Annotated in this window: 12 protein-coding genes and 1 other RNA gene; 7 read left to right on the top strand and 6 right to left on the bottom strand. The window is 64.6% G+C overall.

Annotation, left to right across the window (positions count from 1 at the left end; all coding sequences use genetic code 11):
- Positions 1 to 98 precede the first annotated feature (98 nt).
- The 4 genes from fba to tkt form a co-directional block, all read right to left on the bottom strand.
- Positions 99 to 1,166 (bottom strand): class II fructose-bisphosphate aldolase, encoded by a 1,068-nt coding sequence (fba, locus tag IVA92_RS26170; RefSeq protein ID WP_247278093.1) that lies wholly within the window; start codon positions 1,164 to 1,166, stop codon positions 99 to 101.
- Positions 1,167 to 1,223: 57 nt separating this feature from the next.
- Positions 1,224 to 2,420 carry a phosphoglycerate kinase gene (locus tag IVA92_RS26165; RefSeq protein ID WP_247278094.1) on the bottom strand — a complete coding sequence of 399 codons (1,197 nt, stop codon included), beginning with the start codon at positions 2,418 to 2,420 and terminating at the stop codon, positions 1,224 to 1,226.
- 150 nt (positions 2,421 to 2,570) lie between these two features.
- Complete coding sequence (gene gap / locus IVA92_RS26160) at positions 2,571 to 3,578, bottom strand: type I glyceraldehyde-3-phosphate dehydrogenase (RefSeq protein WP_247278095.1); 1,008 nt, start codon at positions 3,576 to 3,578, stop codon at positions 2,571 to 2,573.
- 149 nt (positions 3,579 to 3,727) lie between these two features.
- Positions 3,728 to 5,713 carry a transketolase gene (tkt, locus tag IVA92_RS26155; RefSeq protein WP_247278096.1) on the bottom strand — a complete coding sequence of 662 codons (1,986 nt, stop codon included), beginning with the start codon at positions 5,711 to 5,713 and terminating at the stop codon, positions 3,728 to 3,730.
- A gap of 405 nt (positions 5,714 to 6,118) precedes the next feature.
- Here tkt and IVA92_RS26150 point away from each other — a divergent pair, with 405 nt between their 5' ends.
- The 7 genes from IVA92_RS26150 to IVA92_RS26120 all read left to right on the top strand — a co-directional run bounded on the left by IVA92_RS26150 (position 6,119) and on the right by IVA92_RS26120 (position 11,511).
- Entirely contained in the window at positions 6,119 to 6,409 is a 291-nt protein-coding gene (locus IVA92_RS26150) for a DUF4164 domain-containing protein (RefSeq protein ID WP_008546526.1), read from the top strand.
- Positions 6,406 to 6,789, top strand: coding sequence for a cell division protein ZapA (locus IVA92_RS26145; protein ID WP_247278097.1), 384 nt, complete (start codon positions 6,406 to 6,408; stop codon positions 6,787 to 6,789). Before IVA92_RS26150 ends, IVA92_RS26145 begins: the two co-directional genes overlap by 4 nt.
- Positions 6,790 to 7,045: 256 nt before the next feature.
- Positions 7,046 to 7,206: non-coding RNA, 6S RNA (gene ssrS / locus IVA92_RS26140), on the top strand.
- 203 nt (positions 7,207 to 7,409) lie between these two features.
- Positions 7,410 to 8,006: a 5-formyltetrahydrofolate cyclo-ligase gene (locus IVA92_RS26135; RefSeq protein WP_247278098.1), complete on the top strand. Its 597-nt coding sequence runs from the start codon at positions 7,410 to 7,412 to the stop codon at positions 8,004 to 8,006.
- Positions 7,984 to 8,808, top strand: a complete 825-nt coding sequence (locus IVA92_RS26130; protein ID WP_247278099.1) for a TIGR00282 family metallophosphoesterase — start codon at positions 7,984 to 7,986, stop codon at positions 8,806 to 8,808. Before IVA92_RS26135 ends, IVA92_RS26130 begins: the two co-directional genes overlap by 23 nt.
- A gap of 515 nt (positions 8,809 to 9,323) precedes the next feature.
- On the top strand, positions 9,324 to 10,925 hold the full coding sequence (locus IVA92_RS26125; RefSeq protein WP_247278100.1) for a hypothetical protein: 1,602 nt from the start codon (positions 9,324 to 9,326) through the stop codon (positions 10,923 to 10,925).
- Positions 10,926 to 10,947: 22 nt separating this feature from the next.
- Entirely contained in the window at positions 10,948 to 11,511 is a 564-nt protein-coding gene (locus IVA92_RS26120) for a hypothetical protein (protein WP_247278101.1), read from the top strand.
- A gap of 349 nt (positions 11,512 to 11,860) precedes the next feature.
- Here IVA92_RS26120 and IVA92_RS26115 read toward each other — a convergent pair whose 3' ends face one another.
- Both IVA92_RS26115 and IVA92_RS26110 read right to left on the bottom strand, forming a co-directional pair.
- Positions 11,861 to 13,285 (bottom strand): methyl-accepting chemotaxis protein, encoded by a 1,425-nt coding sequence (locus tag IVA92_RS26115; RefSeq protein ID WP_247278102.1) that lies wholly within the window; start codon positions 13,283 to 13,285, stop codon positions 11,861 to 11,863.
- A gap of 107 nt (positions 13,286 to 13,392) precedes the next feature.
- Entirely contained in the window at positions 13,393 to 15,141 is a 1,749-nt protein-coding gene (locus IVA92_RS26110; protein ID WP_247278103.1) for a methyl-accepting chemotaxis protein, read from the bottom strand.
- Positions 15,142 to 15,293: the final 152 nt, after the last annotated feature.

Raw genomic sequence — 15,293 nt, 5'->3', positions numbered from 1 at the left:
TCCATAACCCCCGGCTGTGGTTATGGATTCCGGGCCCACGCTTCGCGTGTCCCGGAATGACGGGAGGTATGCCTAAGGGCGTTACGCCAGCGCGATCGCTATGCGACGCGGGGATCGAGCTCGCCCTTGGCGTAGCGCTTGGCCATCTCGGCGGTGGTCAGCACCTTCTTGATCTTCGAGGCCTGGCCGGCGGTATTGAACTCCTGGAGGCGCTGCTTGCACAGCTTGGTCATCGCCTCCATTGCCGGCTTCAGGTACTTGCGCGGATCGAACTCCTCCGGATTGTCCTTGAGCACTTTCCGGATCTGGCCGGTCATCGCCATGCGGTTGTCAGTGTCGATGTTGATCTTGCGCACGCCGTTCTTGATGCCGCGCTGGATCTCGGCCACCGGCACGCCCCAGGTCGGCTTCATCTTGCCGCCATAGGCGTTGATGATGTCCTGGAGGTCCTGCGGCACCGATGAGGAGCCGTGCATCACGAGATGCGTATTCGGCAGCTTGCGGTGGATCTCCTCGATCACGTTCATGGCGAGGATGTCGCCGTCCGGCTTGCGGGTGAACTTGTAGGCGCCGTGGGAGGTGCCCATCGCGATCGCGAGCGCGTCGACCTTGGTCTCCTTCACGAACTTCACGGCCTCGTCGGGATTGGTCAGGAGCTGGTCGTGGCTGAGCTTGCCTTCGGCGCCGTGGCCGTCCTCCTTGTCGCCCATGCCTGTCTCGAGCGAGCCGAGCACGCCGAGTTCGCCTTCGACCGAGATGCCGCCGAGATGGGCCATGTCGGTCACGGTCTTGGTGACGCCGACATTGTAGGCCCAGTCGCCGGGGGTCTTGCCGTCGGCCTTGAGCGAGCCGTCCATCATCACCGAGGTGAAGCCGGCCTGGATCGCGGTCATGCAGGTCGCCGGCTCGTTGCCGTGGTCGAGATGCACGCAGACCGGAATGTGCGGATAGATCTCGGTCACCGCGTCCATCATGTGCTTGAGCATGACGTCGTTGGCGTAGGAGCGCGCGCCGCGCGAGGCCTGGATGATGACAGGCGCGTCGACCTGGTTGGCCGCGTCCATGATCGCCAGCGCCTGCTCCATGTTGTTGATGTTGAAGGCCGGTACGCCGTAATCGTTTTCCGCCGCATGGTCGAGCAGTTGACGTAACGTGATCCGAGCCATCTGTCTTTTTCTCCGGTTTGGGCCTGCAAGGCCACTCAATGTTTGCCGACTTAAAGCTTACTTGATGCGCAGCACCTCGACGCCGGGCAGGGGCTTGCCTTCCATCCATTCAAGGAACGCGCCACCGGCGGTCGAGACATAGGTGAAACTGCCGGCGACGCCGGCCTGGTTGAGCGCGGCAACGGTGTCGCCGCCGCCCGCGATCGAGATCAGCTTCTTCGCCTTGGTGCGTTCGGCGGCGTGCCTGGCGGCCGCGACCGTGCCGCGGTCGAACGGCTGCATCTCGAAGGCGCCGAGCGGTCCGTTCCAGACCAGCGTCGCCGCATCGTCGATCGCGGCGTGAACGCGCACGATGGATTGCGGGCCGACGTCGAGGATCATGCCGTCGGCAGGGATCGCATCAAGCCCATAGGCATGCGACGGCGCGTTGGCGGCGAAATGGTAAGCCACGGTGGCGTCCACGGGGAGAATGATGGCGCAATTGGCGGCTTCCGCCTTCTCCATGATGCGCAGCGCAGTGGCGGCGAGATCCTTCTCGGCCAGCGACTTGCCGACCGCGACGCCCTGGGCGTGCAGGAAGGTGTTGGCCATGCCGCCGCCAATCACGAGCGCATCGACCTTGGTGACGAGGTTTTCGAGCAGGTCGATTTTGGTCGAAACTTTCGCGCCGCCGATGATCGCGATGACCGGCTTGGTCGGCGAGCCCAGCGCCTTCTCTAGCGCGTCGAGCTCGGCCTGCATGGTGCGGCCGGCATAGGCCGGCAGCTTGTGGCCGAGGCCTTCGGTCGAGGCGTGGGCGCGGTGCGCCGCCGAGAACGCGTCATTGACCCAGATGTCGCCGAGCTTTGCCAGTTCCGCGACGAAGGCGGAATCGTTCTTTTCCTCTTCTTTGTGGAAGCGGGTGTTTTCCAGGCAGAGAATGTCGCCGTCCTTCAAGCTGGCGACGGCCTTGGCCGCCGGCTCGCCGATGCAGTCGTCGGCGAAGGCAACGGGCTTCTTCACGACCTTGGACAGGGCTTCGGCAACCGGCTTGAGCGATTCCTTGGGATCGCGGCCCTTCGGCCGGCCGAAATGCGCGAGCAGGATGACCTTGCCGCCTTTGTCGGAGATCTCGCTGATGGTCGGGGCGACGCGCTCGAGCCGCGTTGCGTCGCTGACGCGCCCATTCTCCATGGGTACGTTCAGATCGACGCGCAGCAATACGCGTTTGCCCTTCACGTCGACGTCGTCGAGGGTGCGGAATGATTTCGTCATTGGAGGCCCCTTGTCCCGGGCGCTACTAGCGGCGCGTAGTGCCGCTGTGCAGAACCGGGACCGCACGTTGCGGCGAGTCCCGCGGTTGAATGGGTCCCGGATCTGCGAAGCAGCATTTCACGCTGCATCGCGTCCGGGACGAGAGCGGCCTTAGATCACCTTCGCGATCGCGACGGCGGTGTCCGCCATACGGTTCGAGAAGCCCCACTCGTTGTCGTACCAGGACATCACGCGCACCAGCGTGCCGTTCTGCACCTTGGTCTGGTCCTCGTGGAAGGTCGAGGAGTGCGGGTCATGATTGAAGTCGATCGAGACGTTCGGCGCGGTGGTGTAGCCGAGGATGCCCTTGAGCTGCTGCTCGGAGGCGCGCTTCATCGCCGCGTTGACCTCCTTGGCGTCGGTGGCGCGCTTGGCGACGATCTTGAGGTCGACGACCGAGACGTTCGGGGTCGGCACGCGGATCGCGACGCCGTCGAGCTTGCCCTTCAGCTCGGGCAGCACGAGGCCGATCGCCTTGGCGGCGCCGGTCGAGGTCGGGATCATCGACATCGCGGCGGCGCGGCCGCGGTAGAGATCCTTGTGCAGCGTGTCCAGCGTCGGTTGGTCGCCGGTATAGGCGTGGATCGTGGTCATGAAGCCGGTCTCGATGCCGACGAGATCGTTCAGCACCTTGGCGACCGGCGCGAGGCAGTTCGTGGTGCAGGAGCCGTTGGAGACGACCAGATGATCCCTGGTCAGCGTGTCGTGGTTGACGCCGTAGACGATGGTGGCATCGGCGCCGTCGGCGGGCGCGGAGACCAGCACGCGCTTGGCGCCGGCGGTCAGATGCGCAGACGCCTTGTCCTTCGAGGTGAAGATGCCGGTGCACTCCAGCGCAACATCGACGCCGAGATCTTTCCAGGGCAGCTTCGAGGGATCGCGCTCGGCGGTCACCTTGATCTTGCCATTGCCCAGGTTGATCGAGTCACCGTCGACGGTGACCGTGCCGGGGAAACGGCCATGGACGCTATCGAAACGGAGCAGATGGGCGTTGGTCTCGACCGGGCCGAGGTCGTTGATGCCGACCACCTCGATGTCCTTGCGGCCTGACTCCGCGATAGCCCGCAGGACGTTGCGGCCAATGCGGCCAAAACCGTTAATTCCGACGCGGACTGCCATGTTTCGTCTCCTTCAATGACCGTTGTCATCCCGCACAACGCGCTTTCGTGCGCCTGCGAGGGTTTTTTAGGGGCGGGCGCCCGGTTCGGCCGGGCGGTGCTTGATCATATGGGAGATTAGGTAGTCCTTTTTTGCGGCAAGCTCAACTCTCAGGAAACGCGCTTCAGCACAGCGTTAACCGCGGCCTCGGCGGTGATGCCGAAATGCTTGTAGAGCTCCTTGACAGGACCGCTTTCGCCGAAGGAATGCATGCCGATGAATTCGCCGTCCTGGCCGATCACGGCGTCCCAGCCCCAGCGCACGGCGGCCTCGATCGCAATCTTGACCGGCGCGTTCCCGATGATCGCGGCGCGTTTGGCCTCTGGTTGCGCTAACAACAGCTCGAGCGAAGGAACAGAGACCACCCGTGACGCGATGCCGCGTTTGGCGAGCTGCTTCTGGGCGGCGACCGCGATCTCCACCTCTGAGCCGGAGGCGAACAGCGTCACCTTGGCTTCGCCCTGAGCTGCGACCAGCTCATAGGCGCCGGCCGCGCAGGGATTGTCGTTCGGTGCGCTGGTACGGAGCTGCGGCAGGTTCTGGCGCGTCAGCGCCAGCACGGTCGGGCCGTCGACGCGGTTGAGCGCGAGCTCCCAGCACTCGGCGACCTCGATCGAATCGCAAGGACGGAACACGCGCATGTTGGGAATGGCGCGTAATGCGGCGAGATGCTCGACCGGTTGATGAGTCGGACCGTCTTCGCCGAGGCCGATTGAATCGTGCGTCATCACATAGACGACGCCGGCGCCCATCAGCGCGGCAAGGCGCATCGCGGGACGTGCGTAGTCGGTGAACACCAGGAAGGTCGCGCCGTTCGGCGCGAAGCCGCCGTGCAGGAAGATGCCGTTCATCGCGGCGGCCATGCCGTGCTCGCGAATGCCGTAATGGATGAAGCGGCCCTTCGGCGTCTTGGCGGAGAAGGCGGTCGCCGACTTGGCCTTGTTGTTGTTGGAGCCGGTGAGGTCGGCGGAGCCCGCCAGGAATTCCATCGGCATCGCGGCCGCGATCGCCTCGATCGCCGCCTCCGACGATTTGCGGGTCGCCGCCGTCAGCGGCTTTTCCAACAGCTCCTTCTTGTGCGCCCGCAGCGCCTTTGCCAGCGAGGCCGGGCGCTCATGGCGCAGGCGGCGCTCGAACTCGGCGCGCTTTCGGCTGCCGAGCTCACCGAGCCGTGCTTCCCATTCCTGGCGCGCTGCTGCGCCGCGACGGCCGGCGTCACGCCACGCCTTCAGCACGTCCTCGGCGACCGCGAATGGCTCGAGCGAGATGCCGAGATTTTCCTTGGCGGCCTTGAGCTCGTCGGCGCCGAGCGCCTCGCCATGCACTTTCGACGTGCCGGCCTTGTGCGGCGCGCCGAAGCCAATGGTGGTGCGGCAGGCGATCAGCGTCGGCCTGTTCGATTTCTTGGCGCGCGTGATCGCGTCGGTGATCGCGGCCTGGTTCTGGCCGTCGATCTTCTCGGCCGCCCAGCCTGCCGACTTGAAGCGCTTCACCTGGTCGACGGAATCGGAGAGCGTGGTCGGGCCGTCGATGGAGATGCCGTTGTCGTCGTAGAGCACGATCAGCTTGTTCAGCTTCCAGTGCCCGGCCATCGCGATCGCTTCCTGCGACACGCCCTCCATCAGGTCGCCGTCGGAGGCGAGCACGTAAGTGTGGTGGTCGACGATCTTCTTACCGAACTCGGCTGCCAGCATCTTCTCGGCGAGCGCCATGCCGACCGCGGTGGAGATGCCCTGGCCGAGCGGGCCGGTGGTGGTCTCGATACCCCTGGTGCGGAAATTCTCGGGGTGTCCTGGGGTGAGCGAATCGACCTGGCGGAACTGCTTGATCTGGTCCAGCGTCATCTCGGAATTGCCGGTTAGGTACAGCAGCGAATAGAGCAGCATCGAGCCGTGACCGGCCGAGAGCACGAAGCGGTCGCGATCCGGCCAGGCCGGCGCGGAGGCGTCGAATTTCAGGAACTGGGTGAACAGCACGGTGGCGATGTCGGCAGCGCCCATCGGCAGGCCCGGATGGCCCGATTTGGCCTTCTCGACGGCGTCCATCGAGAGGCCGCGGATCGCGTTGGCCATACGGGTGTGATCGACCTGCGTCATGTCTGAAATCCGTCTGAAATGAAGCGCTTGGAGGCGATGTACGCCCGCGCGGGAAGGAGCCTGGCGGCCACTGAAGGTCCGGGCTGGGATAGCACCTCGGTTCCGGGAGTCCAAGGCAATCAAACGCCGGTTTGGCCGCAAAAGTTGCCTGTGTGGAAATCGGTTTTCCGCCCGGATCGGGCCCAGGAGAACTGACGGATCAGCACGACCTTCTCCCGATCTATCGGTGCATAGTTTCGCGGCGGCGTTGCGCTTGGCTAGCTTGCCACGTAAATTTCTGCTTCTAACCGCTTGCCGAACCGAGTCTTTTGCCGGACGGCGAGCCCCAGTAACAAGGCCACTGGGCAAAGGCCGGTAGGTTCCGCCGCTGACTGCATGAACGATCGCGTATCCAACAGCTCTGCCATGACGGAATCATCCGCCGTCGAGATCGAGATCGCGACCCGCAGGCTCACGGCGGCGCTCGACGCACTCGAAAGCGCGGTGGAGCGGCGGCGCGATGCCGATCGCGACGAGAACGAGCTCGCGGCGCGAATCCAGGCGCTCGGCGCGGACCGCTCGCGGCTCGCCGACGAGCTCGATGGTGCGCTGGTGAAGGCGCGCAAGCTCGAGCGCACCAATCGCGAGATCTCCGACCGGCTGGATTCCGCGATCGTCACGATACGTTCGGTGCTCGATACCGGAGAGGACGGATGAGCCACATCAATGTCACCATCAATGGCCGGCAATACCGCATGGCTTGCGAGGAGGGCCAGGAGGTGCGGCTGCTGAAGCTCGCCGAAAGCCTGGAGACCCGCATCCAGTCCCTGCGCGGAAAGTTCGGCGAGATCGGCGATGCGCGCCTCACGGTGATGGCAGCGCTGACCGTGTGCGACGAGCTGGTCGACGCCGGCAACCGGATCCGCACCATGGAGCAGGAGCTGATCGAGCTCAGGGATTTCCGCAACGCCGCCGTCGAGCGCGCCCGGATGACGCAGACCGCGGTGGTGAATGCGCTGAACGCCGCCGCCGAACGCATCGAGAAGTCGACCCAGGTCCTGAACCGGACCGTCGGCAACGGCATCGCAATCGGTTAGAGCCGCGATAGATGAGACGCGCTGAGCTGTCGTTCTCGATGTGGCGGCGGGCTCAACCTCTCCCGCTTGCGGGAGAGGTCGCGCCGGAGGCGCGGGTGAGGGCTCTCACCTCTTGGGGAGTCTCGCCTGTGGAGACACCCTCTCCCCAACCCTCCCCCGCAAGCGGGGGAGGGAGCGCACTTCCGCCGTGGCTGCACCGAAGCTCCGCACTCTCGCCGGGCTGGCGGTTCGTCAATATCGTTGTTACATTGCGCAAGCGAGGCTGCGACGTGCGTCAGGAGCCATATATCCCCGGGGCCTTATCGATCCTTTAGGGAACTGTCCCTGGCCGGGCCCGTGGGCCCGGACATATGGTGCCCACCTACTTTCGTAGGGAACTCCGGGATCGAGTGCTTCAACGGCGTCCGCGGCTTCGCACTGTTTCTTCTGGTCGTGTTTGTCGAATTGCGTCCCCGACGCGCTTGCGGTTCAGTCATTCTCGGTATCATGCCCCGCGCAGGCCGGGCATCCAGTACGCCGCGGCGTTGAGGTTCAAGCACTGGCGTCTCTGGAATACTGGATCGCCCGCCTGCGCGGGCGATGACGGCGGAGCAAGACTTCGCCCTCGGGGGAAAACGCGCATGTCCAGCTCCAAAGCCGAACTCCGCGCCAAAGCGCTCAGCAAGCGCGACGCGCTGAGCGAGAAGAAGCGCACCAACGCCGCCGCGAAGCTCGCGGAGCGCGGACTGCCGTTCAAGCTGCTGCCCGGCAGCATTGTCTCCGGCTATTCGCCGATCCGCAGCGAGATCGATCCGATGCCGCTCATGCGAAAGCTCGCCGAGCAAGGCGCGAAGCTGGCGCTGCCTTGCGTCACCGCGCGCGGCCAGTCGTTGATCTTCCGTCTCTTTCATCCGAGCGACCGCCTCATGCTCGGCCCGCTCGGCATTCCCGAGCCGTCGCCGGCCGCCAGCGAAGTCATCCCCGACATCATGCTGACGCCGCTCGCCGCCTTCGACCGTCTTGGCCATCGCATCGGCTATGGTGCGGGGCATTACGATTTCACCTTCGCGCATTTGCGGAAAGCCAAGAATATCGTCGGGATCGGGCTTGCCTTTGCGGCGCAGGAGATCGAGGCGGTTCCTGCACTATCGCACGACGTCGCGCTGGATTATGTGCTAACGGAATCGGACGTGTTCGATTTCCGGAGTTCTGAAGTTGCGCATTCTCTTCGTGGGTGACGTCGTCGGCCGCGCCGGACGCACGGCGATTGCTGATCATCTGCCTGGCATGGTCAAGGACTGGTCGCTCGACTTGGTCGTCGTCAACGGCGAGAATGCCGCCGGCGGCTTCGGCATCACGGAAGCGATCTACCAGGAATTCCTCGATGCCGGCGCCGACGCGGTAACGCTCGGCAATCATTCCTGGGACCAGCGTGAAGCCTTGGTTTTCATCGAGCGCGCCGAGCGCCTGGTGCGGCCGGCGAACTATCCGCGCGGCACGCCGGGCCGCGGCGCTGCGCTGGTCGAGGCCAAGAACGGCAAGCATGCGCTCGTCGTCAACGCTTTGGGGCGCGTCTTCATGACCCCGTTCGACGATCCGTTCGCGGCGCTGGAGCGCGAGCTCGGCGCCTGCCCGCTCGGCGTCGCGGCCGATGCCATCATCGTCGACTTCCATTGCGAGGCGAGCAGCGAGAAGCAGGGCATCGGCTTCTTTTGTGACGGCCGCGCCAGCCTCGTCGTCGGCACGCATACGCATGTGCCGACCGCCGACCATCAGATCCTGTCAGGCGGCACCGCCTACATGACCGATGCCGGCATGACCGGGGATTACGATTCGATCATCGGCATGCAGAAGGAAGAGCCGCTGCGCCGGTTCACCTCGGGGATTCCGTCGGGCCGGTTCGAGCCCGCCGCTGGAATGGCGACGCTCAGCGGCGTAGCAGTGGAGACCGATGATGCAACGGGGCTCGCGCTGCGGATCTCGCCGGTGCGGCTAGGAGGCAGGCTGGAGCCGACGACGCCGAAGTTCTGGTTGAGCTAGGGCGTGTACACTTAAACTTGCGCTCCATTTCGTATTAGCCTGCTCTGCTCGTGATGGCGGCGCGTTGGCGCACCTCACCCTAGGTCCCCCGGTGGGACTTCAAGATCAAGTGACATCGCTACTTTGAGGTTGATCACGAACTCGAAGCTGGTGGGCTGCCAGATTGGCAGATCGCCCGGGAAATGGTTGAGGAGTTTGGCTCAGCCGCAGCGTGACTCCGCAGTGACCAGGCCTCAGCGCGTGGATCGTCGAGGAGCGTCTGCCAATATTCCGGCGGCAGATCGGCGTCCGTGAAATGGCGGCTACGCTTCGCCATCCGCCTTACGATTTCGATCACGGAGCCTGACAGGCGTGCTTCCCTAATGCAAATTTGTCCGCTCCTATTGACACGCCTCGCGAATGGGCAAATCCTTACAACGCAATTGCCATCGCCAATTTCAGCACTGCGAACTTCGGCGCCTCGGACTTTATCGGCGCTATCCGACTCAATTTTCTGAATAGAAACGGAGGGGCCGATGCGCGCGCTCGCCTTGAGAACCGTCTCTCTTCTTACCCTCACTATCCTGGGCTCGATCTCTGCCACGCCTGCCGCACGCGCGGAGGACGGGACCGACGAGCAGTTTGGCAAGGTTCACTTCCAGACGTCCTGCAACGAATTGGCGCAGCGCCGCTTTGACCGCGGGATGCGCTATCAGCACTCGTTCTGGTACCGGCCCGCGAAAGAGATTTTCGAGGAGACGTTGCAGGCCGATCCGGAATGCGCGATCGCCTATTGGGGCATTGCCCTCAGCCTGCTGTATAATCCGCATTTTCCCGCGCCGAAGGAAAACCTCACCGAGGGCCTCGCCGCGCTGCAGAAGGCCAAGGCACTCGGCGCCAAGAGCGAACGCGAACGCGACTATATCGATGCGCTGCTGGCCTTCTATTCGGGCGACGAAAAGACGACGTTTGGTCAACGCGCGCAGGCCTATCTCAAGGCAACCGAAGCCGTCGCCGCGCGCTATCCCGATGATGACGAGGCGCAGATCGCCTACGCCATTACGCTGAATGTGACGGCGTCACCAAACGACAAGACCTATGCTAACCAGCTCAAGGGCGCGGCCATCCTGGAGCCGATCTTCAAGCGGCAACCGCGGCATCCCGGCGTCGCGCATTACCTGATCCACCTCTACGACTATCCGGCGATCGCCGAGCAAGGTCTCGACGCTGCCAAGCGCTATTCCGAGATCGCGCCGGCGGCGCCGCACGCTTTGCATATGCCGTCGCACATCTTCACACGCGTCGGCTACTGGAACGAATCCATCGAGGCCAACAGCCGTTCCGCCAAGGCTGCCAAGGAGGGCAAGGACCCCAGCGAGCAGCTGCATGCCGACGACTATATGGTCTACGCCCTGCTCCAGCTTGCGCAGGACAGCCGAGCTCGCGACGTCATTGCGGACATGGTTGCGACCACGGGCTATGCGCCGGCCGTCCGCGCCGGTCCCTACGCGATAGCGGCCAGCCAGGCGCGCTATATGGTCGAGCGCGGCGATTGGCAGGGCGCCGCCGCGCTGAAGGTTGAGCCGAGCCGGTTTGGCTATGTCGATGCGATCACCCATTTCGCCCGCGCCCTTGGCGCCGCGCGCTCCGGCAATGCAGACGCAGCAACGGCGGACATCGCCAAGCTGGCGGAGCTGCGGGACAAGCTGCAGCAGGACAAGGATGCGTATTGGGCCGAGATCGTCGACATTCAGCGGCAGGTCGCCACAGCCTGGCAGCTCAATGCCCAGGGAAAACAGGCAGACGCGTTGGAGGCGATGCGCCTTGCCGCCGACGCCGAAGACAAGACCGAAAAATCCATCGTGACGCCGGGACCGCTTGCCCCGGCACGCGAGCTTTACGGGACCATGCTGCTCGAGCGCGGCATGGCGACGGACGCATTGGCCGCATTCGAAAGCACCATGCGCAAGGAGCCGAACCGCTTTGGTGCGACGATCGGCGCCGCTCACGCCGCCGAGAAAGCGGGCGACGCCGTGAAGGCGCGCCAGTACTACGGGAAAGTCGTGGACATGGCGCGCGATGGCGACACATCGCGGGAGGACCTCGCGGCTGCACGAAAGTTCTTGGCTCAGAATTAGCAAAAGTGCCGTGGCAGCTTCCATGCGCCTGACAGGCAAATTCATGGCGATCGGCGCAGCCGCAGCACTGCTCTGCGCAGTCGCTGCGCTCTGGACATTGCGATCCGGCGAACCGGCACGTGCTACAGCGGCACTCGGCGAGGTCCGCCCGGTGTGGTCAGAAACCGACTGGCCTTTCGGCGCAGATCCCTGGGGGAAAGGAAAGGCATTCCGCTGCAAGGCCGAGGATTGCGGCGGCGAGGTCCAGCTCTACGTTCGCGCCAAGCTCGGGTTTTGCAATTGCGCCACCGGCGTCGCCGACGATGACGACCTCGAAAAAATGGGCGACCTGGCGCTGATTGGCAAGGCAACGCCGATCGGTGCCGGTCGAGAGATCATCGTCGGTCCGATGCGCGGCCGCAGCCGGCCCTATCGCGTCGAGGGAAATCGCAACGCGCTCTCACTCGCCTTCAATCAGCGGTGCGACATGGTGGCCGCCACGGCTTTGGTTGGATCGGGCGCGCCCGCGTCACTGGAACCGGCGGTGCTGGCGTTCCTCAATAGCGACCGCATGTTGAAATGGGCCGAGATCGCGCTCGGCTTGTAACTCAGAGCAATTCGGCTTCCGCCTGACTGCAGGATCTTCTCCGCTTGCCCTGCGCAACGTTAGCATTAACGTCATGTGCGAGCGTGTCAGGGCTCTCCGCGCGAGACGAATGGGGTCGCAGCCGGCTACGCGGCCCGCTCCCACGAGGCAGCATAAGCGCAAATGCGCGATTTCGGAATAATCGCATTATGCCCCTGTTTTGCCCGACGCGTCAACCGCGTCGCGGCTTCTTCGGGCCTGCCCGCGTAAGCCTTTGATTTCGCTGGCCCCGGCTACTGTGCATGGGTTGTTTTTCAATTTTTGTTTTGAGGGCACCGGAGTGCCGTCGCGCAAGGCGCCTTGCGGGCCCTCAGCTCTGGCGAAAACCCATCCGGAAGGCGCCCCAGTGCTCGCCGCGGACCATGATCGGCGAGGACAGATCCTTCATCAGCACGAACTGCCCGCCGCCCATGTCGCGGCGGTAGGTCTGGAGCAGGAACGGTTTGGTGTTGGCCGCGACCTTCTTCACCGCGCGATCGGTGAACAGGCGGCGGTTGCGGCAATTGGCGTTATTCCAGACCGGGTCCTTGCCCTGCGGCAGACGGTAGTTCGGATTGTGGGTCGGCAGATAGCCGCCCCTCGCCCAGGCGACGCAGAACACGATACGGGGATCGGATTTCTGAATCGGATCCTGGATCGCGGGCAGGACGCGGTCGGTGAACTCGACGTAATTGGTGAGGAATTGTTTCGGATCGGTGCCGGGAATTTCGCGGTACTTCTCGTCCATGAGCTGGTCGAGCGTGATATCGCCGCGATCGACCGCGGCTTCGAACTCGGCGGAGATTCGCTTGGCGGTTTCGATGACCACGCGGATCAGCGGCGCGTCCGACGTCGCCACGCCGCTGTCGGCGATCAGCGCGATCAGGCCTTCCGAGGTGTCGAGCAGTTTTGCGATCCGTTGGTCGGCACTCCTGAGATCGCGCGAGGACAGATCGACGCCCTTGGCAAGCTCGTTGAGCTCGCCGATCACGGTGTCGCAATGCCCGAGGTTGGAGGTCGCAGCTCGCGTGACGCTGCCGATCTCCGCCTCCACTGAGGCGAAACCCTGCTGGACGCGCGAGATGATGCTGGAGATCTGCTGGGCGCCTTCGCCGGCAGTCTTGGCACGCTGCGAAGCGTCGCTGCTCTCGCCGATTAGGCCTTCGATCTGGCCGTCGAGATCGCGCACGGTGTCGGAGATCTGATGTGTGGCCTGGCGAGTGGCTTCGGCGAGGTTCTTCACCTCGCTCGCGACCACGGCGAAGCCGCGGCCGGCATTGCCGGCGCGCGCGGCTTCGATCGTTGCGTTCAGCGCGAGCAGATTGGTCTGCTTGGCGATCGCCTCGATCGAGCCGGAGACCTTTGCGACCTGGGCCAGCGCCGAGCCGACGGCGCTCAATCGCGCCTCGATCCGCTCCACCGCGGCGACGAGCTCGGAGATGTGGCTGACGGCGGTATCGACTGCGCTGCGCGACTGCGCGATCTCGTCGGCCGCGGCGGACGACGTCGTTTGCACTGCCTGAGATGCGTTGGCGATTTCGTGGTTGGCCGAGACCATCGTCTCGGCCGTCTTCTGGAGGTGGTGAAACCGTTCCGACTGGTTGGCGACGCGGCTTGCGACTTCCTGGACATTGCCGGCGATGTCGGCGAGTTCCACGCCGAGGCCGCCGATGCGATCGGCGAGTTGGTCGATGAGCCGTTCGGCCAGCGTCCGGTTGGAGCCGGTGTCCATGACTGCAAGTTGTACGGCGGACATGTGCGATGAGTCCTCAAGGAGAGCCGTTCGCCGGCTCACGGCGGCATTCCCATTCCAGCTTCAGCTTTAAAGGATGATTCGCGCCTGCCGTCTTGCCTGAGTGTGCACTACAATTTGTAGGCCGTCCTGAATCCGCCCCAGTGCCGGCCCTGCACCCGGATGGGGACGTCGATCTCCCGCATCATCACGGTGTTTCCGTTGCCCATGTCGCGCGCATAGCTCTGGACCAGGTACGAGCGCAGGTTGCGCGCGGCGGCGAGCCCCGCCGGATCGTTGAATATCCGCCGGTTGCGGCTGTTGGCAGTGTTCCAGGCCACCTCGCCCGGCCGCTGCGGATGCGAATAGATCTTGTTGTGCACCGGCAGGAAGCCGTTGCGATCAACCATGGCGCAGAACGCCATGCGCTGGTCCTTTGCCAGGAATGCCTCCTGGAACGGCGGTAGCGCGCGGTCGGCCCAGTCCAGATAACTTGTGCGATATTGCTGCGGATCGGTGCCCGCAATTTCTACATAGTCGGTGTCGAAAAGGTCGTCGATCTTGACCTCGCCGCGCGCGACCGCCTGCTCGAATATCTTCGTCAGGGCGTTGCCGGCTTCCATGGCACGGGTGACGAACTCCGTGTTCTCCTCATGGATCGACCACAGCCTGTCCTCGATCTTCTCGCGGAGCTCGGCATTGGGGCCGACGAATTGCGCGCGGGCGCCGGCTTTGGATTGCTCGACCACGCGCAGGCGGCAGGCGCCGACGTTCTCGAGGGTGCCTTCGACCAGCGCTTGCGGCGCAAGCCGGCCTGCGTCCGCGCCGCCGATCAGCACGCCGTCCATCGCGATCTCGTAGACTGGCATCACGCCGCGCGCGGTTTCGAACTTGAGATGGCAGGGCAAGCGCTCGGTCTTGCGGCGGTCATCGTGCTCGCTCTGGCGGAGCAGCACGGCGCAACGCGACTTCAGCTTTTGCGCGAAGGTAGTAACGGCGCGGCCGGCGCTGGCGACGTTCTCGCCATGGGTCTCGGCCGCTTTGGTGGCTGCATCGATCTCGGCCGCGCTCTCGCCGACCGAGACGATGAAGTCTGAGGCGCTGGCAGCGTTGCCGGAGACTTCGCTGGTGGTGGCGTTCTGCTCGGCGACGGCGCCGTTGACGGTCTCGAACACCGGGCGGATCGCCTCGATCGCCTGCGAGATGCGGTGCACGGCATCCGCAGAGCCGGCGGCGTCGCGCTGGAGTGCATCGATCTTTTTGGTGATCTCTTCGGTCGCGCCCTGGGTCTGCACTGCGAGCGCCTTCACTTCCGTCGCGACAACTGCAAAGCCTTTGCCGGCCGCGCCGGCGCGCGCGGCCTCGATGGTCGAGTTGAGCGCGAGCAGCGTCGTCTGCCGTGCGATCTGCGCGATCAGATTGACGACATTGCCGATGGCGGCGGAGGACTCGCGCAGGCGATCGACATTGGCGCGGGCTTCCTGCGCGGCGGCGCTGGCCTCGTCGGCGAGCTTGCCTGCCTCGCGAACCTGCGCTCCGATTCCCAGTGCGGACTGCGTGAACTTGTCGGCGGCATGGGCGAAGGTCGAGGCGGTCGATTGCGCCGCGTTGGTGCGGCCGGTCAGGGCGTCGGTGCGGTCGCGAATGGCGGCAAGGGTTGCCGCGGTCGCCTCGGCGCCGCCGGCCACCGAATTGGCGGCGCGCTCGAGCTGCCGGATCATCGCGCCGAGCTCGAGTTCCAGCAGTTCCAGGATCTCGCGGGCCGAGTCGCCATCGGCGGTCCCGGCGGGCTCGGAATGAGCCACCGGTTGCGCAGCCTGCGGGGCTGCCGCAGGCGCAGCCATGTCCGGCAGACGCTTCCGAAATAGTCCGAACGCCATCGGGTCTCTCTGGTCGGGGGACGGTCGGACGCTATTTTCGCAGGCTGAAATGAAGTCAGGGTTAACGATGCCTGAGACCTAGGCAGAGGCCATTACGGCGGCTACCTTTACAGTGCTACCTTAGAGCAGCAGATCCCTTTGATTCCGGTGGG

The organism is Bradyrhizobium sp. 154 (assembly GCF_023073875.1).
Classification (GTDB): Bacteria; Pseudomonadota; Alphaproteobacteria; order Rhizobiales; family Xanthobacteraceae; genus Bradyrhizobium.
Note: the sequence above shows the minus strand (reverse complement) of the source record. Positions and strands in the feature narration are given on the sequence as shown.